The sequence below is a fragment of the Oceanicaulis sp. genome, from assembly GCA_040112665.1.
Taxonomy (GTDB): domain Bacteria; phylum Pseudomonadota; class Alphaproteobacteria; order Caulobacterales; family Maricaulaceae; genus Oceanicaulis.
Map to the genome: position 1 here is coordinate 821,024 of CP157796.1, position 18,580 is coordinate 839,603.

16 protein-coding genes are annotated in these 18,580 nt (G+C 68.6%); 9 read left to right on the forward strand and 7 right to left on the reverse strand.

All coding sequences use genetic code 11. From position 1 onward, the window contains the following. Window position 1: 1 nt before the first annotated feature. Complete coding sequence (locus ABL308_03915) at window positions 2–373, forward strand: DUF202 domain-containing protein (protein XBQ17026.1); 372 nt, start codon at window positions 2–4, stop codon at window positions 371–373. A gap of 517 nt (window positions 374–890) precedes the next feature. Here ABL308_03915 and ABL308_03920 read toward each other — a convergent pair. After that, window positions 891–1,580: an SDR family oxidoreductase gene (locus ABL308_03920; GenBank protein ID XBQ17027.1), complete on the reverse strand. Its 690-nt coding sequence runs from the start codon at window positions 1,578–1,580 to the stop codon at window positions 891–893. Window positions 1,581–1,765: 185 nt separating this feature from the next. Here ABL308_03920 and ABL308_03925 point away from each other — a divergent pair, with 185 nt between their 5' ends. Continuing rightward, entirely contained in the window at window positions 1,766–6,676 is a 4,911-nt protein-coding gene (locus ABL308_03925; GenBank protein ID XBQ17028.1) for an NAD-glutamate dehydrogenase, read from the forward strand. A 67-nt stretch (window positions 6,677–6,743) separates the two neighbouring features. On the opposite strand, the gene ABL308_03930 is transcribed toward ABL308_03925, so the two are convergent. Together ABL308_03930 and ABL308_03935 are read right to left on the reverse strand one after the other, a co-directional pair. Beyond that, window positions 6,744–7,442 carry a TetR family transcriptional regulator gene (locus tag ABL308_03930; GenBank protein ID XBQ17029.1) on the reverse strand — a complete coding sequence of 233 codons (699 nt, stop codon included), beginning with the start codon at window positions 7,440–7,442 and terminating at the stop codon, window positions 6,744–6,746. Between the two features lie 91 nt (window positions 7,443–7,533). Further along, window positions 7,534–8,892 carry a HAMP domain-containing sensor histidine kinase gene (locus tag ABL308_03935; GenBank protein XBQ17030.1) on the reverse strand — a complete coding sequence of 453 codons (1,359 nt, stop codon included), beginning with the start codon at window positions 8,890–8,892 and terminating at the stop codon, window positions 7,534–7,536. Between the two features lie 147 nt (window positions 8,893–9,039). Between ABL308_03935 and ABL308_03940 the strand changes: the two genes are divergently transcribed. Continuing rightward, window positions 9,040–9,636 (forward strand): response regulator transcription factor, encoded by a 597-nt coding sequence (locus tag ABL308_03940; protein ID XBQ17031.1) that lies wholly within the window; start codon window positions 9,040–9,042, stop codon window positions 9,634–9,636. Window positions 9,637–9,639: 3 nt separating this feature from the next. Here ABL308_03940 and ABL308_03945 read toward each other — a convergent pair whose 3' ends face one another. Next, window positions 9,640–10,836: a glutathione S-transferase C-terminal domain-containing protein gene (locus ABL308_03945; protein ID XBQ17032.1), complete on the reverse strand. Its 1,197-nt coding sequence runs from the start codon at window positions 10,834–10,836 to the stop codon at window positions 9,640–9,642. A 160-nt stretch (window positions 10,837–10,996) separates the two neighbouring features. On the opposite strand from ABL308_03945, the gene ABL308_03950 reads away from it, so the two are divergent. After that, window positions 10,997–11,311: a hypothetical protein gene (locus ABL308_03950; GenBank protein ID XBQ17033.1), complete on the forward strand. Its 315-nt coding sequence runs from the start codon at window positions 10,997–10,999 to the stop codon at window positions 11,309–11,311. 9 nt (window positions 11,312–11,320) lie between these two features. On the opposite strand, the gene ABL308_03955 is transcribed toward ABL308_03950, so the two are convergent. Next, on the reverse strand, window positions 11,321–11,539 hold the full coding sequence (locus tag ABL308_03955; protein XBQ17034.1) for an HVA1 family protein: 219 nt from the start codon (window positions 11,537–11,539) through the stop codon (window positions 11,321–11,323). Between the two features lie 104 nt (window positions 11,540–11,643). On the opposite strand from ABL308_03955, the gene ABL308_03960 reads away from it, so the two are divergent. Then, the gene (locus tag ABL308_03960) at window positions 11,644–11,946 is read left to right on the forward strand and encodes a hypothetical protein (GenBank protein ID XBQ17035.1); all 303 of its coding nucleotides are present in this window, start codon (window positions 11,644–11,646) and stop codon (window positions 11,944–11,946) included. Here the strand turns inward: ABL308_03960 and ABL308_03965 are convergent. After that, entirely contained in the window at window positions 11,900–12,541 is a 642-nt protein-coding gene (locus tag ABL308_03965) for a hypothetical protein (GenBank protein XBQ17036.1), read from the reverse strand. The two genes, ABL308_03960 and ABL308_03965, sit on opposite strands and share 47 nt — an antisense overlap. 146 nt (window positions 12,542–12,687) lie before the next feature. Between ABL308_03965 and ABL308_03970 the strand changes: the two genes are divergently transcribed. The 4 genes from ABL308_03970 (at window position 12,688) to ABL308_03985 (ending at window position 17,194) form a co-directional block, all read left to right on the forward strand. Then, a complete protein-coding gene (locus ABL308_03970) occupies window positions 12,688–12,852 on the forward strand; it encodes a hypothetical protein (GenBank protein XBQ17037.1) in 165 nt (54 codons plus the stop codon). Window positions 12,853–12,918: 66 nt separating this feature from the next. After that, window positions 12,919–14,187, forward strand: a complete 1,269-nt coding sequence (locus ABL308_03975; protein ID XBQ17038.1) for an MFS transporter — start codon at window positions 12,919–12,921, stop codon at window positions 14,185–14,187. Between the two features lie 75 nt (window positions 14,188–14,262). Then, window positions 14,263–15,864 (forward strand): sodium/solute symporter, encoded by a 1,602-nt coding sequence (locus ABL308_03980; protein XBQ17039.1) that lies wholly within the window; start codon window positions 14,263–14,265, stop codon window positions 15,862–15,864. 4 nt (window positions 15,865–15,868) lie between these two features. Then, window positions 15,869–17,194, forward strand: coding sequence for a mechanosensitive ion channel family protein (locus ABL308_03985; GenBank protein ID XBQ17040.1), 1,326 nt, complete (start codon window positions 15,869–15,871; stop codon window positions 17,192–17,194). Between the two features lie 2 nt (window positions 17,195–17,196). Here the strand turns inward: ABL308_03985 and ABL308_03990 are convergent, their stop codons facing one another. Then, complete coding sequence (locus tag ABL308_03990; GenBank protein ID XBQ17041.1) at window positions 17,197–18,513, reverse strand: carbohydrate porin; 1,317 nt, start codon at window positions 18,511–18,513, stop codon at window positions 17,197–17,199. Window positions 18,514–18,580: the final 67 nt, after the last annotated feature.

The following is an 18,580-nucleotide window of genomic DNA, read 5'->3' on the forward strand; positions in this document are numbered from 1 at the left end:
CATGCCCGAAGACAATCGCGTCGAACTCGCCGAGGACCGGACCGATTACGCCGAGGACCGGACGATCCTGGCCAATCAGCGCACCTACGGCGCCTATCTGCGCACCGGGCTGGGCGCTGTCGCCGTGGCGCTGGGGGTGCAGGCGCTATTGCGGGAGATTTCCCCGGACTGGCCGGGCAAGGCGATCGCCACGGCGTTCTGCGTCTGCGCGGTGATCCTGTTTCTGGGCGGGTTCTTCGACTTCGTGCGCACCCGGCGTGCCCTCGACAGTCACGAGCTGAAAGCGCCGCCCGTGTGGACGCCCGCCATCGTCAGCGGGATTCTGGCGGTGGCTGCAGCAGCCACGGCGGCGGCGTTCTGGATCTACGGCTGACCCGGTGACCAAGGTTTCCTTATCGGAAACGCGCTTATCACGGACAGGTGATCACGCCCGCCTCCAAACCCCGACGCGGGCGCATCATATGCAGGTCAGCCCGATGCGGCGCCGGGACCTTTCCGTGCGCGTTTTCGGGATCAGAACGATAACGGTCGATTACAGAGGCTCGAACCAATGGCCCGCTACCTCTCCCTCGCGATCGCCGCTGCGATTTTCCTCGCCGCTGCAGTCATCGCCGCTTGCATGCCCGCGAACGCTCTCTACATCAGCTGAGGAAGGCGAACATTGTTCCGCCGTTCCACATGATCAGGCCTCAGAGTGCGTCCCCCCAGCCTGCCCGATGAGGCCTGACAGGCGCCGCCGGGCAAGCCTGTCCCCGCCCGGCGGCGCCGCCCGCCATACGAGAACGCCCCGCCGGAACCGGCGGGGCGTTTTTCGTCCAAGAACTTAGAGCATGAGCGCCCTCCCTCCCCCTCGGGGGAGGGGGGGAAGCGGCGGGCCTCCCTTAATTCTCTTACCAGGGCAGGTCTTCGCCGCTGACATGGAAGAAGCGGCCGCTCATCTTCGGATTGGCGCGCGCGATCAGGTCGAGCTGGCCTTCCACGCATTCGCTGACGGTGAGATTGCCGTTCGGCCCGCCCATGTCGGTGCGCACCCAGCCCGGATGCAGGATCAGGACGACCACGTCCTTGTCCTTGAGATCGACGCTCAGCGACTTGCCGACCGCGTTCAGCGCAGCCTTCGAGGCGCGGTAGGCGTAGCGCCCCCCCGATCCGTTGTCGGCGATCGACCCCATGCGGCTCGATTGCAGCGCGATGACCTTCAGCTGGCTTTTCGCGACCTGGTCGGCGAAGGCTTCAGCCAGCGCCAGCGGGGCGAGCGCGTTGATCCGGAGCGTGTCGAGGAAACCCTCGCTCGCCGCGGCGCCGAACTCCTGCTTTTCAGGCCCCATCACGCCGGCGTTCGCAAAGAGGATGTCGAGCGGGCCTTCGACGGTCTTTTTGAGGGCCTGAGCCGCGCCGAGATCGGAGGCGTCGTATTTCTCGATGCGCAGCCGGCCGTCGCCGGGATCGAGCGCCTTGAGGTCCTTTGCGCCGTCCGGATCGCGCACCGCGGCGGTGACGGTCCATTCGCGCTGAAGAAGCTGGCGGACATGTTCAAGGCCGATGCCGCGATTGGCGCCGGTGACCAGGGCGTGGGGCATTTGTCTCTCCATTATGGAAACGCCGGTTTCGGGAAGGCGCGAAGATGAGCATGAACCCGTCCTGAGGTCCACCGCCGGTACGGCTTGAAAGCGGCGCGCGCCGGAGTAGGCTGCGCAGCGTCCTTATTCGTAGTGCGGGCATGCCGATTCAGCCCGCCTCACCTCGCCCAGCCGGGAGCTCGTGAATGAACGCCGTCGTCAGCGTCGCGTACGCCTTTGATCGTGACGCCTTTCTGTCCGCCGCCAAAAAGCGCTTCAAAACAGATTTCGGCGCGGTCGGCGCAGACGCCGAGAGCTTCCTTTTACAGGTCTGGGGCGACGCGCTGGCCGAGGACATGGCCACGCTCGATCTCGACGACGCGGTGCGTCTGGCCAGCGAATTCTGGGCCTTCGGCGCCGAACGCGGCGCGGACAAGACCATGGTCCGGGTGCGATCCGGTCAGGGCGCGGACGACCGCGATCTGGGCCGCGACGTGCTGGAGATCGTCGGCCGCGACCGGCCCTTCCTGGTGGACTCGGTGATGGGCGAGATCGCCAGTCACGGCCTGGACGTGCTGGCCATGTTCCACCCAGTGGTGCAGGTGCGCCGCGAAGAGGGCGGGGCGCGCGTGGACAAGGGCGGGCGCTGCATCCCCGAATCCATGATCCAGGTCCATCTTGACGCGCTGACCCCGGAAATGCGCGAGACGCTGGAAGACGGGGTGCGCCGCACCCTCGCCGACGTGCGCGACGCGGTCGAGGACTGGTCGGACATGCGCGCGCAGATGGACGAGGCCATCGCCCATATCGAGGACGCGAACACGCCGTGCTCGCGCGAGGAGCTCGACGAGGCGCTGAGCTTCCTGAAATGGCTGCGCGACAACCATTTCGCCTTCCTGGGCAGCCGGGTCTACCGCTTCGCGGTCGACGAGAACGGCGAGCTCAAGCGCGAGGAGCCTGACGTCTACGAGGAGACCGGCCGCGGCGTGCTGCGCGATCCCGAAGTCAACGTGTTGCGCAAGTCCGACGAGCCGCTGCTGCTCACCCCGGCGATCGAGGCGTATATGCGCGCGCCGAGCCCGGTGATCGTGGCCAAGGCGAACCTGAAGAGCCGCGTGCACCGGCGCGTCTACATGGATTATATCGGGGTCAAGCGCTATCGCGAGGACGGCGCGGTGATCGGCGAGGTCCGCTTCGTCGGGCTGTTCACCGCCGAGGCCTACGACCAGATGGCCCGCGAGGTGCCGCTGATCCGGCGCAAGGTGCGCCGCGTTCTGGAAAAGGCCGCCAAGCAGCCCGGCTCGCACTCGGCGAAGAAGCTTCAGAACATCGTCGAGAACTATCCCCGCGACGAGCTTTTCCAGACCGACGAGTCCGATCTGCTGCAGATCGGCCTGGGGATTCTTCACCTCTACGACCGGCCGCGCACCAAGCTGTTCCTGCGACGCGACCAGTTCGACCGCTTCGTCTCCGCCCTGCTGTTCGTACCGCGCGACCGGTACAATTCGAAAGTCCGCGCCGAGGCCGGCGAGCTTCTGCGCGAGGCCTTCGACGGCCGCCTCAGCGCCTTCTATCCGAGCTTCGGCGACGGGCCGCTCGCGCGAGTGCACTTCATCATCGGGCTCAACCCGTTCAACCACCCCGAACCGGACGCCTCCGAGCTGGAACGCCGGATCGTGGCGCTGGCGCGGACCTGGGAGGACGAGCTTCACAACGCCGCCCGGGCGAGCCAGGACGGCGACCTGCGCCGGGCCACGCCGCGCTATCTGGCGGGTTATTCGGCCGGCTATCGCGAGCGCTTCGCCCCTGAAGAGGCGCTGGCCGACATCGCCCGCATGGAGCGGCTCGACGGCGAGACCGTCCACACTGCGCGCGCCTACCGCCTCGAAGGCGAGGGCGCGGACCGGGTGCGGGTGAAGCTCTACCAGCTCGGCGATCCGATCGCGCTTTCGACCGTCATGCCGGTGCTCGAGCATCTGGGCCTGCACGTGCTCGGCGAGGCCGGATACAAGGTCCGGCGCAAGACCGAGGACGGCGAAGAGACCGTCTGGGTGCACGAGTTCGAAGCGCGGCTCGCGATCGGAGAGATCGAGTCCATCGCCGAGGTGGCCGAGCCCTTCGAGGACGCCCTTCTGGCCGTGCTCGACGACCGGGCGGAAAGCGACGGCTTCAACCGGCTGATCCTGTCGATCGGGGTGAGCTGGCGCGAGGCGGCGTTCCTGAGGACGTGTGCGCGCTACCGCGCCCAGTCCGGCCTCGATCCGTCACAGGCGATCCAGGAAGAGGCGTTCGCCGCCCATCCGAAAATCGCCAAGCTGCTGCTTGATCTCGCCGCGGTGCGCTTCGATCCGTCCCGCGAGACGAGCCTCGACGAACGCGCCGAGGAGTCCAAGAAGATCGGCAAGCAGATCCGCGAGCATCTCGATCAGGTCGAAAGCCTCGACCACGACCGGGTGCTGCGCCGGATCCTGCGCATGCTCGAAGCGGTGCTGCGCACGAATTTCTACCAGACCGGCGCGAACGGCCGGCCCAAGCCCTGGATCAGCCTGAAGATCGATTCCCGCAAGGTGCGCGAACTGCCCGCGCCCAAGCCCTACCGCGAAATCTTCGTGTGGAGCCCGCGCGTGGAAGGCGTGCACATCCGCTTCGGTCCGGTGGCGCGCGGCGGGCTGCGCTGGTCGGACCGGCGGGAGGATTTCCGCACCGAGGTGCTGGGGCTGGTCAAGGCCCAGCAGGTCAAGAACGCGGTCATCGTGCCGGTCGGCTCCAAGGGCGGGTTCTATCCCAAGCGCCTGCCCGACAAGTCCGAGCGCGAAGCCTTCTTCAACGAGGGCAAGGAGGCCTACAAGGTCTTCCTGCGCGGGCTTCTGGACATCACCGACAATCTCAAGGACGACGCGGTTCTGCGCCCTGCAGACGTCGTGTGCTGGGACGACGAGGATCCTTACCTGGTCGTCGCCGCCGACAAGGGCACCGCGACCTTCTCAGACACCGCCAACGGCGTGGCCACCGACGAGTATGATTTCTGGCTCGGCGACGCCTTCGCCTCGGGCGGTTCGGCGGGCTACGACCACAAGAAGATGGGCATCACCGCCCGCGGCGCCTGGGTCAGCGTCCAGCGCCATTTCCGCGAGATGGGCAAGGACATCCAGCGCGAGCCCTTCACCGTGGTCGGCGTGGGCGACATGAGCGGCGACGTGTTCGGCAACGGCATGCTTCTGTCGAAGAAGATCAAGCTGATCGCCGCGTTCGACCATCGCGACATCTTCATCGATCCCAGCCCGTCCGATCTCGATGCGGCCTTCGAGGAAAGAAAGCGCCTGTTCGAGGCCGGCCGGTCGAGCTGGCAGGATTACGACAAATCGCTGATCTCGCAGGGCGGGGGCGTGTTCTCGCGCAGCGCCAAGTCGATCCAGATCACCGACGAGATCAGAAAGCTCACCGGCCTTAAGGACAAATCGGTCGCGCCGAACGATCTGATCCGGGCCCTTCTCAAGACGAAGTCCGAACTTCTGTGGTTCGGCGGCATCGGCACCTATGTGAAGGCGAGCTCCGAGCAGAACTGGGAGGTCGGCGACAAGGCGAACGACGCGCTGCGCATCGACGCCTCCGAGCTGGGCGCGAAAGTGGTCGGCGAAGGCGCCAATCTGGGCATGACCCAGGCCGCGCGCATCGAGTTCGCCGGCTGCGGCGGCAAGGTCAACGCCGACTTCGTGGACAATTCCGCCGGCGTGGACAGCTCCGACCACGAGGTGAACATCAAGATCCTGCTCAACCCGATGCTCCGCGAGGGCGCGATGAGCCGGAGCGACCGGGACACGCTGCTGGAATCGATGACCGAGAACGTCGCCCGGCACGTGCTGCAGCACAATTACGACCAGACGCTCGCCCTCACCATCGCGCGCGAGCACGCCGAGGAAGACATCGACGCGCACGAGCGGATGATGGAGCGTCTGGAGGCCGCCGGCCGGCTCGACCGCAAGGTCGAGGGCCTGCCTGCGCCCGAGAAGATCCGTGAACTGAAAGAGCAGGGCGTGGGGCTCAGCCGGCCCGAGATCGCGGTGCTGATCAGCTACGCGAAGATTGCGCTGTTCGACCATCTGGTCGCCTCGACGGTGCCCGACGATCCGCATTTCCGCTCGATGCTGATCAATTACTTCCCCGAGCAGCTGAGCAAGTTCGCCGACGCCATGGACGGCCACCGCCTGAAGCGCGAGATCATCGCCACCCAGCTCGCCAACGACATGATCAATCTGGGCGGGCCGACCTTCCTGCACCGGGCGATCGAGAGCACCGGCGCGGACGCCGAGGCCGTGGCCCGCGCCTTCGAGGCGGGCCGGTGCATCTTCCGCTTCAAGGACTTCACCGACCGGATCAACGCGCTCGACAACGAGGTCCCCGCCGAGGTGCAGACCCGTCTGCACGACGAGGTGATCCGGCTGATGCGACGCCAGACCTACTGGCTCGCCCGCCGCGGTCTGGGCCAGGACGTCGCGGAGATCGACACCGTCATCGACGCCTATCAGCCCGGCGTGGACCAGCTGAAATCGATCATCGCCGACATCGCCTCGCCCTTCGACAAGGACGGCGTGGAGACCCGGACGCGGCTGTTCATGGAAGGCGGCGCGCCTGAAGACCTCGCCCGCGACGTGGCGCGGCTGCGGCCGCTCACCTCGTCTTCGGACGTGATCGACCTGGCGCGCGGACGCAGCTGGCCGCTGCCGGCAGCCGCCTGGCTCTATCACGCGGTGGGCGCGCGCTTCACTTTCGACCGGCTGAGGGGGGCGGGCAATCAGCTCTCCTCGACCCTGCACTGGGACCGGCTCGCCATGCGCCGCCTGATCGAGGATCTCTACGCCAGCCAGCAGACCATCTGCGAAGCCATGATGGCTTACGCGGCCGACGCCGGCGGATCGCTGGCCGAGGGCGTCGAGGCCCCCGGCGCGGACTGGGCGGAGAGCCTGGTGGACAGCTGGACCAGCGCGAACAGCCACGAAGTGGACCGCGCCGACCGCGCGCTCGAGGAGATCGCGGCGAGCGGGAGCTGGACGCTGTCGAAAGTGGCGATCTGCTCCACCCAGCTGCGCGAGCTGGCGGCCGGAGCGCGGACGGGCTGACGCCCGCCCGCGCCGGCGCCGTCCCCATGAGGGAAGCGGGGCGGCGCCGAAACGGCGTGCCTGAAGGTCAGTCCGCGCTCACCGCCGGCCAGATCAGCGCGGCGAGGACCTTGCTGCGCTCTTCGGCGAGTTCGCGCGGCGCGGCGGGCGCCCAGCCCTCGTCTTCGCGCGCCCAGCGCGAGAGGAGGCCGCCGGCCATCGCCAGAGCGTGTCCGGCCAGGGCGAGCGGTTCGAAATCGGTGCGCACCGAGCCGTCACGCTTGCCGGCGCGCAGAATGTCAGCAATCTGATCGACGAGCTTGCGCGGGCCCTCTTCGCCGTCCCAGAGGCAGGTCGGCGTCGTCACGCGCACGACGCGGGCGAAAGCCGGGTTCTCGATGTCGAACGCAGCGAGTTCGCCCAGACAGGCGGTGAAGCGCCTGCGGGTTCCGACCTCGCGGCGGGAGACCTCGGCCAGCCGGGCCGCCAGCGCCTCGAAATCGGGCGCCAGGCACGCGGTGACCAGCGCGTCCTTGGTCTCGGCCATCTTGTACAGGCGCGCCATGCCGTAGCCGGTCTCCCGGGCGATGTCGCGCATGCCGACCTTGTGAAAGGCGCGGCGGGCGAACAGCCCCAGAACCGCCGCGCGCACCTTGTCGAACGCTTCTGGCTCGATCGCCGCGCCCGTCTCGCCCGAGCGCCGCTCAGGCTCCGCCGCGGCGGCCCCGGCCGCCCAGCGCGCGCCGGCGTCGTTCGCCGCCAGCTGTCTCGCCGCTACATCCTGCATCAGTTTACCCCTCGTACGCACAACCACCCGGGAACAATGATCCCAAGAGGGCGGGCGGAGGTGAATACGACACCTGACGTAGAAACGGCCTCTAAGGCGAACCCGCCGGACAGACGAGGCGGGCACACACGCCCCTGCCGGGGTTCGAGGCGATCTCGAGCGTCAATCCGCCGCGCTCGGCGAGGCGGAACATGATCTCCATGCCGAGCCCGGCGCGCACCCGGCCCGCGCCTTCGCTGAGCCGCAAATCCTCCATCGATCTCAGCACCATCGGTTCGAGGCATAGCCCCGCCCCGTCGTCGGCGAGCCAGAGCTCGACCTGACCGCCGCGCCGCCGCGCCCCGCAGACGAGCCGCGTGCCGCCCGAATGGGCCATGGCGTTCGCGGCGAGATTGGCGAGGACATGTCCGGCCACGCCGGGATCGGCGCTGACCGAGGCGTTCGTCTCGACCACGCGGATCGCAAGTCCGCGCTCGGCGGCGAACTCGCGCAAGGGATCGACAGCGGCGTGCAGCAGAGCCGAAGCCGAGAGCGTGCGCGGTTCGGCGCGCGCGCGTCCTGCGTCCATCGTCGAAAGCTGCAGGATCGAGGACAGCATGGAGGTGACGTTGCGCGCGACCAGCCGCTGGCGGCGCGCGAGAGCCTGCACGCGCGCCACGTCGCCCGCCTCTGCGGCGGCTTCGAGCGCGGAGGCGTTGAGATCGAGCGCATAGACCGGCTGGCGGATGTCGTGCCCGGTCGCAGCCAGCAGGAAGGTCTGAAGCTCCTCGCTTTTCTCCGCAGAGCGCTTGGCCGCCTCGTAAAGCTGGGTGACGTGAAAGCGCCGCCGGGTTTCGAAATTGCGCACCATCGCCATGATCCAGGCGAAGCTGCAGGTGGCGAGCACCAGCACGGTCTGGGTGACCTTGGGATAGAGCGCGCTGTCGCGGTAGACGATCGCCAGTTCGAGATAGCACAGCGCGAGCCCGGCGCTGAACAGCGCCACCATGCGCGGCATCGAGAAGAAGCCGTAGCCCACCGCGATGGCGAACACGCACATCCAGTAGGCGGTGAAGACCAGAACGTCGTGTCGCGCCTGGTCGGTCGGCTCGGTCGGCGGGTAGGCGTTCGCGACGGTGACGCAGGTCAAAAGGCACAGGACGAGCCAGGCGCGCAGAAGCGCCCGCGCCCGCACCCCCGGCCAGGCGGGCTTGCCGAGCCAGATCCAGGCGAAGAGGGCGAGCCCGGTGAGGCCGGTCAGGGCCCTGAGCCCGGCGGTGGGCAGAAACCAGATCGTGCCGCGCAGGAATTCGAAATCGGGCTGCAGGGTCAGAAGGAAAGCGGCGGAGAGGCCGAACACGGTGAGCCCGGTCTGCAGCCGCTGGATCGGCCAGGCGTCCGCCTGGTAATCCGCCTCCAGCGCGCGGTCGGCGAAGCGGCCGTCAAGCCGGCTGATCTCGGCGCGTTCCATGTCCGATTATTAAGACAGCCCTGGCCGTCTTCCCCCTCGCCCTCGCCGAAAGCTCGCCTAAGATAGACGCCGGGCTGGGGCCCGCAAGCGGGGTTGACGGGGGCGGCGCGGATGGACGCCAGTGTGAGAACGAGAACGCGGGTTTTGGTGGTCGACGACCACGCCTTCGTGCGCGACGCGGCCGAGGCGGTGATCGCCGGCTGCCATGATCTCGATCCGGTCGGCTCGGCCGGAACGGGCGCTGCGGCCATCGCCAAGGTGTTCGAGCTCGACCCCGACGTGGTGGTGGTCGATTTCGCGCTTCCCGACATGACCGGCCTCGACGCAGTGGAGACGCTGCGCGCCGAAGGGATTCCCGCGCGCTTCGTGCTTCTCACCGGCGCGCCGCTGGACGCCGCCGAGCGCGATGCGATCGCGGCGCGGGTGGAGGTGTTTCTTCACAAGGAGGCCGGGCATGAGGCGCTGCTCGGTGCGATCCGAAAGGCGGCTCTGGCCGCGCCGCTCGCGCCCGCCCCGGCCGATCCGTTCGCCGCGTCGGGCGCCGTGAACGCCGGGCTGCTGACCGCCCGGGAGCGCGCGGTGCTGCGCGAGATCGCCAGAGGCCGGCCGGTCGGCGAAATCGCCGAGCGGCTGGGCGTGAGCCCTGCGACCGTGCGCAAGCACCGCGAAAACGTGATGAGCAAGCTCAATCTCAACTCCACCGCCGCGCTGGTTCGGGCGGCGATGCAGATCGGCCAGTACTAGAAACTAACCGCTGACGAGGTCGGCGTATTCGCCGATCTCCGCCGCCGCGCGGCCTGCGTCGGTCAGGGAGTTGCGCACCTGGCGCACCGCGCCGACCGAGCGTTCGTCGACCTTGGGATCGGCCGCGTCTGCCATGTCGAGCTCGAAACGATGGTGACGCCGGTTCACCTTGCGGCGCGGCACGAAGTCCCGCAGCGGCAGGAGACCCAGCGCCTTCAGGAGCCGGTAGGTCTCCGCATCCTCGATCTCCTCGACCGGACCGAGAAGCCGGCGCAGGCGCTGCACCAGCCAGGCGTCGGCGGGGCGAAGCGCGCGGCGCGAGCCGTCCGCCTTGCCCACCGATCGGGGCAGGACGAGCTGGCCGGCGTTGTCGTCGGCCCAGTCCGCGACCGCCTCGCTGGCTTCCAGCGCTTCGGGCAGGAAGGCGCGCGCGGCGATCGATTGCAGCGCCAGGGCGGCGACGGGATTGCTGCTGGCGCGGCGCAGCACGCCGCGACCTGGCTCGTCCGGTCCGGCGACGCGCTGGGTCCAGCGCTTGAGCTTGCGGCGCTCCTCGAGCAGTTCGCGCCCCGGCTCAGAGGCGGCGAGGGTCTGCACCACGCCGAACAGCGCGCAGTCGGCGGTCGTGGGCCGGTCGCCGAAAATGAAAGGCGAGGCGGTCACCGCGTCCTCGGCGGCGGCGAGCGCGGTGTCGAGCATGGCCCGCACCCCGTCTTCCGCGCCGGTGTGAAGGCCGTAGCCTTCAAGATCGCGCATCAACCGCCTGCCGATCAGCCGCGTCGTGCGACGCGGGCGTGCGCCTGCGTCGTCGGGCCAGGCGGTGCGGGCGAGCCGCTCGCTGGCCGCGCCGGTGTCGCTGCTCCACAGAAGATAGGCCGCCGCGGGCGCCAGGCGCTGATCGGCCCAGGCCTCCACCAGATCGCAGGCGAAGCGCGCCGCGATCGAGGGCGGACGGAGCCGCTCGCCCGGAGCGGCGCGATCGAGCGCGTCGGCGATGTCGCGCGTGTCGTCCCAGGCGCTCTGATCGGCGGCGACCAGAAGCGGCGCGCCGATTCCGCGCAGGCGCGGACGCACCTCTGCGCGCAGGACGAGGACGGTCGCAGGCTTTTCCGCGAACGGGATGTTGCGCCAGCGCAAATACGCCCGCGCCTTGTGGCAGGCGGGCACGTCGGGCGCGGTGATGAGCGTGTAGGCGCGCATGAGGCCCCCTGAGGTCTGAAAAAATTCTCTGGAGGCGCAACAGGAAAGGGCGGGCGGTGGTTCCCCTTCGAAGACCGCAGGCAGGTCGGTTCGCTGCACAGGCGCCGCACCGGTGCGGTTGATCTGCAACACTGCGCGACGCCACGATGGAGTACGCCTGATGACCGATCTCACCCCGCCCGCCGCAGCCGCCGAGGCCGCCGAAAAGGGGCTGCGCCTCAGGCGCGAGCATGGCCGGGGCGGCACCTCGGTGGGCGTGGCGCGCGCCCGGGATCTGAAGAACCGCAAATCGCTGTCGCCCGACACGGTGCGCCGCATGCGCAGTTATTTCCGCCGCCACGCCGTGGACAAGAAAGCGGATGACTTCGGTGACGACGAGAACCCGTCGGCGGGCTATGTCGCCTGGCTTTTATGGGGCGGAGACGCCGGCCGGGACTGGGCCGAAGCCAAGGCCGAGGCGCTGGATGAGGACTGACGCCCGCCCTCAGTCCTTGTGCAGCTCGGAATGAAGCTTGAGCACGCGCGTGCCGTCCTCGGCCTCGATCAGATAGGCGGGATTATCCTCTGAGCCGTTGCGGGCGATCGTCTCGCCCTTGATCTGTTCCTCGACGCGGTCGGTGTGCACCTCGGCGACTTCGCCGCCGCCCTCGCCGTTCCCCCAGTTCCATTTCACGGTCTCGCCCGTGCTGTAGGCTTTCGTCATCGCATCTCTCCTGCGTGTCGCATGCCGGAACGGGAACGGGCGCGGCGTGCGGCGGGTTCAAATCCGGCCGCCGGACGGCGCGGCGGAGAGACCCCGGAAGGGCCATGGACGCACTTGAAATCCTGCGCTGGATCGCCGCGGCGACCGGCATCACCGCCGCTCTGATCGTCTCCAGCGATCTGGGCCGCAAGGCGACCGGGGCGGGCTTCGTGGTGTTTCTCGCAAGCTCGATCAGCTGGGTAGTGGCGAGCTACATCCAGGACAAGCCCGCTCTGGCCGCGCAGAACGTCGTGCTCACCGCGATCAACGCTTGGGGCGTCTATCGCTGGCTGTTGCGCGACCATGTCGACTGGCGCGTGATCAAGCTCTATCGGAAAATGCGAGGCCGCAGCGCGACGCGTCGATGACGCGCGTGATCGGCACGAAGCGCACGCAGTCCGCCTCCACCGTCAGGCTGTCGCCGGGCTCGCCGTTAAAGCCGGTCTCCATCACCCTCAGACGCTCGATCTCGTTCGCGCCCAGCACCGACGCGACCCGGCCGACCGGTTCGCCATCCGAGACGACCGGCGCGCCGAAAACGGCCGAAGGCGCGACCCGGCCCACCGGCACAGGACGGGCGAGCGGCATGTCGTCCAGCGGACGGGCGAGCAGCTCGTCCGCGCTGGCGGTCAGCACGATGTTTCCGGTGGAGAGATCGTAGAGCGCCTCGCTGGCGATCACCGAGACCGGCCGCGTGGGCAGGACCTGTTCGAGCCAGGGCGAAGGCGCGCCGACCTCGAGCGTGATGGCGATGAGTTCGCCTTCTTCAAGGTGCAGCTGGCGGATATAGGCCGAGCCGTGTTCGAGCCTGACCCCGGCCGACAACAGCGCGTCGACATCGGCCTCGCGCACGTCCACGCCGTGGCCTGCGGCCGTGGCCCGGTCGGCGTCGAGCAGCACGGCCATGCTGACGGCCGTGCCCAGTGTTGCGGCGTAAAGCGCGGTGGCGGCGAAACCAGCCATGTCGGCCTCCGGATGAAGGCCCCTTCCCGAGGGGTGAACGCCGCGCGGGCGCGCCGGTTGCGCACCCTCCGGGCGGGAACCGGGGCGAGGCGGGCTGAATTTATCTCATACGAACCGGCGCCCGCCGGGCCCTTGAGGAGATCGCCGTGACCCGTTCCCGCGAGCGTCTTTACATCGCCGCCCTCATCCTCGCCTTCGCCGCCATCGCGTTTCTCGGCGTGATGCTGTGGGACGCGCGCCAGCCCGACGAGCGGCTGATCCTCTCGGTCGAGGAGGGCGAGCTTTCGCTTGAAACCGGCGGCCGCCGCTGAGGGAACGAAGCCGCCCGCCGCCGGGTTGACGCCCCCTTCCCGATCCGCCGCGCCCGGAGCGCTGTCTTGAAGAACGCCGTCCTCGCCGCAGCCGCGCTTCTGTTCGGCTTCGCCATGCTGCAAATGGGCAACGCGCTTCAGGGCACGCTGCTCGCTTTGCGCGGCCAGGCCGAAGGTTTCCCCGCCTTCGCCGTCGGCGCCGTCATGTCGGGATTTTTCCTCGGCATGGGGGCGGGGACGTTCATCGCGCCCGCGCTGATCCGGAGGGCGGGGCATATGCGCGCCTTCGCCGCTTTCGCCTCGATGGCCTCGGCGGCGGCGCTTTTGCATCTGCTGTTCCTGAACATCCCCGCCTGGCTTCTCATCCGCGCCTTCACCGGGCTGTGCTTCGCCGGGCTGATCATGGTGGTGGAAAGCTGGCTCAACGCCTCGGTGGAAAGCAGAAGCCGGGGCGGGATCCTGGCGATCTACGCCGCCACAGGGCTGGGCGCGGGGGCGCTCGGGCAGATGCAGATCTCGCTCGCCGATCCTGAGAGCTACGTCCTGTTCGCCTGGGTCTCGATCGTTCTGTCGCTGGCGCTGGTGCCTGCGAGCCTTTCGACCGCCGCCCTGCCGCCCGGCGATCCGCCCGAGGCGCGGCTGGCGGTGCTGCCGATCCTCAGAGCCTCGCCTTTCGGCGCGGGCGCGACCGTGTTCGTGGGCATGACGGTGGGTTGCTTCTTCGCGCTGGGTCCGGTGTTCGCGCAGGAGCGGGGCCTGGGCCAGGCGCAGCTCGGGCTGTTCATGGCGCTCGCCACCGGTGCGGCGATGCTCAGCCAGTGGCCGCTCGGGCGGCTGTCTGACAGGACCTCGCGCCGGCTCGTCGCTTCGCTGACCGCTGCTGCGGCGTGCGCTGTGCTGTTCGGGTTTTTAAGCCTTCCCACCGACAGCCTCGCCACCCTGGTGCTGGGCGCGGCGCTGGGCGCGACGCTGTTTCCCACCCAGGCGATCGCAGCCGCTCAGGTCAACGACCGGGTCGAGCGCCGCCATGCGGTCGCTGCGGCCGGAACGCTCGTACTGCTTCTGTCGGCGGGTGCGGCGAGCGGACCGGTGATCGCGGGCGCTGCGATGGACGTGATGGGCGCGCGCGGCTTCGTGGTGGCGCTGATCGCGTTTCAGGGCGGCATCGTCGCGCTGGGCCTGATCCGGCTGGTCATGAACCCGCGCTTCCGCACCCACGCCGAGCGCACGCGCTGGGGATCGCTGCAGCCGGTTCTGGGCTTCGCGCCGCGCCTGGGGCCGCTTCAGGGCGATCTGTTCTCCCGCCCCAGGCGCAACAGCGACCGGCGCCGATAAAGCGGAACGGGCCGCTCCGCCTCGCGTTCGAATACCGGTCAGACCGGGGCGGGGCCGCGCCGGGAGATCCGCCTCATGGGTGAAGCACAGTTCGAGCTTGCGACGATCGACTACATCATCGTCGCCGTCTATTTCATCGGCGTGATGATCCACGGCTGGTGGGCCGGCCGGGGCAAGTCCGGCGCGAAGGACTACTTCCTCGCAGGCGGCAAGCTGCCCTGGTATCTGATCGGCTTCTCCCTGCTCGCCTCGCAGATGTCGGGCTCGAGCTTCGTGGGGCTGATGGGCGGCACCTATGCCGAAGGCATGGTGATGTTCAACTATGAGTGGACCGCCGTGATCGTGCTGGTCTTCTTCGCCGTGTTCATGCTGCCCACCTTCCTGAAGGCCGGGCTCTACACCATCCCCGAGTATCTGGAGAACCGCTACAGCCCGAACGCCAAGCGGGCGTTTTCGCTGTTCACCCTTCTGGCGATCATGTTCATCGACAGCGCCGGGGCGCTTTTCGCCGGCGGGCTGGTGATCACCAGCGTCATCCCGGTCGATCTGTGGGTGGCGATCGCGGTGCTGGCGGCGGTGGCGGGGGTCTACACCATCATGGGCGGGCTTTCCGCGGTGGTGGTGACCGACACCGTGCAGGCGATCCTTCTGATGCTGGGCGCAGGGCTGATCTTCATCATCGGCCTTCAGGAGGTCGGCGGCTGGGGCGCGCTGTTCAGCGAGCTGCCCGACGAGCGCACCCAGCTCTACCAGCCCGCGAACGACGACTTCCTGCCCTGGCCGGGCATGATCGGGGTGGTGCTTCTGGGCTTTTACTACTGGACGCTCAACCAGTTCGTCGTGCAGCGCACGCTGGGCGCCAAGAGCCTGGACGAGGGGCGCAAGGGCGCGCTGCTCGCCGGCGGGCTGAAGCTTCTGAACCTGTTCCTGATGATCATCCCCGGCCTGATCGCCTTCCAGCTCTATCCCGATCTGGAGACCGCCGACCTCGCCTTCCCCTCGCTAGCCTTCGATCTTCTGCCCATCGGCCTTCGGGGTCTGATCATGACCGCGCTGATCGCCGCGCTCATGTCCAGTCTCGACAGCGCGCTCAACGCGGCCGGCACGCTGGTCACGATGGACTTCGTCAAGCCCGCCAAGCCGAACCTGTCTGACGAGACGCTGACCAAGATCGGCCGGGTCGTCACCGGTATCGCGATGATCGTCGCAGCGGTCTACGCCCCGCTGATCGCCGGCTTCGAGAGCCTGTTCGAGTACTTCCAGTCCGCGCTGGCCTATGTCGCCCCGTCGATCGTGGCGGTCTTCCTGGTCGGCCTGTTCTGGCGCGGCGCGAGCGCGCCGGGCGCGCTGGCCGGCATCGGCCTGGGCCTCGTGGTGGGCGTTCCGATCTTCGTCACCAAGGAGGTGCTCGACGTCTGGTCCAATCTCGGCCTGCCGGACATCCACTTCACCATCATGGCGACGATCATGTTCGTGCTCGGTGCGGCGCTGGTCGCCGGTGTGAGCGTGATCACCCAGCAGCCCGCGAAGGACCAGATCGACAAGGCCACGATCAAGATGAAGGAAATCCGCGAGAGCCTCGCCAGCGAAGGCGATCCGCTCTGGTTCGACTTCCGGGTCTGGTCGGCCGTGCTGCTGCTGATCACCGCCGGACTGGTCGCCTGGTTCTGGCTCTGAGCCCATGCAGGAAACCGCCCCAGAAACCGAGCCCGACACCGGCCTCGCCGGCGACGCCGCCCGCGCCGCCAGCGAAACCGCGGACCGCGCCGCGGAGCTGACCGAAGGCCTGCCGCCGGAGGTCTGGGCCGGGGTTGGGCTGGGCGCGTTCGTCATCCTCGCCGCGCTCGTCATCGTCTGGCGCATCGGCGCGGGCGAGAAACACCGCACCGCGCTGAGATCGGGCCTGCGCAGGGCGCGCATGCCGGTGATGCTGGCCGCGATCGCCATCGCCGGCGCGCTCGCCATGCCGGCGATCGACCTGCCCGGCGAGCTCGACGATCTGGCCGCCACCGCCGTCCGGGTGATCACGGTGATCGCGCTGGGCTGGGCGGTGGGCACGGTCGGCGACGCGATCCTGAAGCGCTGGACGTCGCGGCTCGATCTTTCCGCCAGCGACAATCTCAAGGCCCGCTCGCGCGCTACCCAGCTCAACGTCATGCGCCGCATCTGGGTGTTCGCGGTGGCGTTCGTGGTGCTGGCGCTGGCGCTTCTCACCATTCCGGGCTTACGGAATGTCGGCGTCTCGCTCTTCGCTTCGGCGGGCGTTGCGGGCATCGTCATCGGCGTCGCCGCCCAGCCGGTCCTGTCCAATCTCGTCGCCGGGCTTCAGATCGCGTTTTCCCAGCCGATCCGGATCGAGGACGCGGTCGTGGTCGAGGGTGAGTGGGGCTGGATCGAGGAGATCGGCCTGTTTCACGTCGTCATCCGCATCTGGGACTGGCGCAGGCTGGTCGTGCCGCTGACCTATTTCTCCTCCACCCCGTTTCAGAACTGGACCAAGACGCGGGCGAGCATTCTGGGCTCGATCTTCTGGCGGGTGGACTATCGCGCGCCCATCGAGGAGATGCGCAAAAAGCTCGACGAGATCCTTGAGACCACCGACCTCTGGGACCGGCAGGCCAAGGTGCTGCAGGTCACCGATTCCGACGGCACGACGCTGGAGATCCGGGCGCTGGCCAGCGCGTCGACCAGCCCGCGCGCCTGGGACCTTCGATGCTATGTCCGTGAGCAGATGATCGGCTGGCTGCAGCGCGAGCACCCCTACGCCCTGCCCCGGGCCCGCGAGCTTTCAGACGAGACCCAGCGCGAGGGCGAGCCTCTGGACTGGGCGCATCCGCCGCCGCCCAGGCCCGCCCCGCGCACGCCCGAAGAGCCGGTGCGCGACGAGAGCCTGCAGGAAGGCCCGGAGGTCGAAGCGGCGGAGGCGGACAGCAGCGCGCGCGCCGACCGCAGCGAGGCCGATCTCGCGAGCGACCGCAAGCGGCGCGGCAAGGGGCCCCGCGCGTAAGCCTACCACCAGGTTTCCAGCTGCACCCCGGCGCTCAGCGCGCTGGTTTCATCGGCATAGGCCGGGCCGTCCACAGCGCCCTTGAAGCTTTCGCTCCACGCCGCGCCGGTGACGAAGACCCGGATCGAGGGGCGCGCGAAATAGCTTCGGCCGTCGCGCCAGGCCACGGCGAGGGTGGTCTTCACGAGCTCTCCGTCAGGGCCCTGAGAGTTCGTGACATGATCGACGCCGGCTTCGGCCATCAGCGCCCAGTGGTCGGTGAGATGATAGATCGGCCGCGCGCCCAGGCTCGCCCAGAGCACCTCTCCGCCCCCGTCGCGATCGAGCCCGGAGCGGTGCTCGGCGAGGCCCGAGACCTGCAGCGCCCAGGGGCCGTCGAAATTGAGCACCGTCTGGTTGGTCAGAAGCCAGCTCTCTGCGGTGTCTTCCTGCGACAGCGCCAGCCTCTGACGGAAGCTCGAGGGGACGGGCCCGCCGAAACCGTTCGTGTCGAACTGGCTTTCGAGACCGCGCCCGTATTGCAGAGAGAGCTGGTTGAAATTGCCCTCCGCTCCGAGAAGCTCGCCATGCTTCAGCACGCCTGCGAACTGCCAGCCGGTGCGGTCGTCAAGGATCGGATCGTCCGCCACGGCCCAGGCGTAGTCGACCCCGACCAGAAGCTCCCCGCCCCAGGCCGGCAGCCCCCGCCAGCGTGCATCGGCCGTGTACTGAACGACATCGTCTTCAATGAGCGAGCCGTCCGTGGCGAACACCGGCGAACTCGACCTTAAAAGCGCGAGATCGATCGTGCCGGCCGGCGCCGCAATGTCCTGGATTCCCACGCCCTTTCCCGACAGATCGTAGAAATAGAAATCGTTCATGTGCACGTCGTACCGGTCGTAGAACCGCTCGCCGACCCAGACGTCCGCCCCTTCGAAAGGCCCGGGAAGGGGCAGGTTGCGCGCTTCGAGGTAGAGCTCGGCGTCGTCGACATAGTCCACCGACAGATCGTCGTTCGGCCCGTAAAGCACCGGCTTCCACATCAGCCGGATCGCGGGCGCGCCGTCTTCCGCGCCGCCGAGCTCGGCGTAAAGCCCGATCTCGGCGTAGTGCTCGCACTCGTTGCCGAGCCGGTATTTCGCCCGCGCGCCCGGCGCCTGGAAGCAGGGCTGGCCTTCGGTGTCCTCATCAAGGCCGGTCCCGGCCCCGGCGCGCAGATAGCCTTCGGTCCCCAGCGTGAACGGCCCGGCGGCGGTTTCGAGCGGATCGCCCTCCTGCGCGGCCGCCCCTGCGGACAGGGCGAAGGCTGCCGTAGTGCTCAGAAGCGCGAGGCGAAACATGGGGCGATCCTTTCCTCAAACCCCCGCCGCTCAAGCGAAACCCGGCGCCGGCTCGCCTCGTTCCCGC

What these genes read in the sequence shown, in the direction of transcription:
- ABL308_03915 (XBQ17026.1), top strand. Translation starts at nt 2, where the DNA reads ATGCCCGAAGACAATCGCGTCGAACTCGCCGAGGACCGGACCGATTAC.
- ABL308_03920 (XBQ17027.1), bottom strand. Translation starts at nt 1,580, where the DNA reads ATGCCCCACGCCCTGGTCACCGGCGCCAATCGCGGCATCGGCCTTGAA.
- ABL308_03925 (XBQ17028.1), top strand. Translation starts at nt 1,766, where the DNA reads ATGAACGCCGTCGTCAGCGTCGCGTACGCCTTTGATCGTGACGCCTTT.
- ABL308_03930 (XBQ17029.1), bottom strand. Translation starts at nt 7,442, where the DNA reads ATGCAGGATGTAGCGGCGAGACAGCTGGCGGCGAACGACGCCGGCGCG.
- ABL308_03935 (XBQ17030.1), bottom strand. Translation starts at nt 8,892, where the DNA reads ATGGAACGCGCCGAGATCAGCCGGCTTGACGGCCGCTTCGCCGACCGC.
- ABL308_03945 (XBQ17032.1), bottom strand. Translation starts at nt 10,836, where the DNA reads ATGCGCGCCTACACGCTCATCACCGCGCCCGACGTGCCCGCCTGCCAC.
- ABL308_03950 (XBQ17033.1), top strand. Translation starts at nt 10,997, where the DNA reads ATGACCGATCTCACCCCGCCCGCCGCAGCCGCCGAGGCCGCCGAAAAG.
- ABL308_03955 (XBQ17034.1), bottom strand. Translation starts at nt 11,539, where the DNA reads ATGACGAAAGCCTACAGCACGGGCGAGACCGTGAAATGGAACTGGGGG.
- ABL308_03960 (XBQ17035.1), top strand. Translation starts at nt 11,644, where the DNA reads ATGGACGCACTTGAAATCCTGCGCTGGATCGCCGCGGCGACCGGCATC.
- ABL308_03965 (XBQ17036.1), bottom strand. Translation starts at nt 12,541, where the DNA reads ATGGCTGGTTTCGCCGCCACCGCGCTTTACGCCGCAACACTGGGCACG.
- ABL308_03980 (XBQ17039.1), top strand. Translation starts at nt 14,263, where the DNA reads ATGGGTGAAGCACAGTTCGAGCTTGCGACGATCGACTACATCATCGTC.
- ABL308_03985 (XBQ17040.1), top strand. Translation starts at nt 15,869, where the DNA reads ATGCAGGAAACCGCCCCAGAAACCGAGCCCGACACCGGCCTCGCCGGC.
- ABL308_03990 (XBQ17041.1), bottom strand. Translation starts at nt 18,513, where the DNA reads ATGTTTCGCCTCGCGCTTCTGAGCACTACGGCAGCCTTCGCCCTGTCC.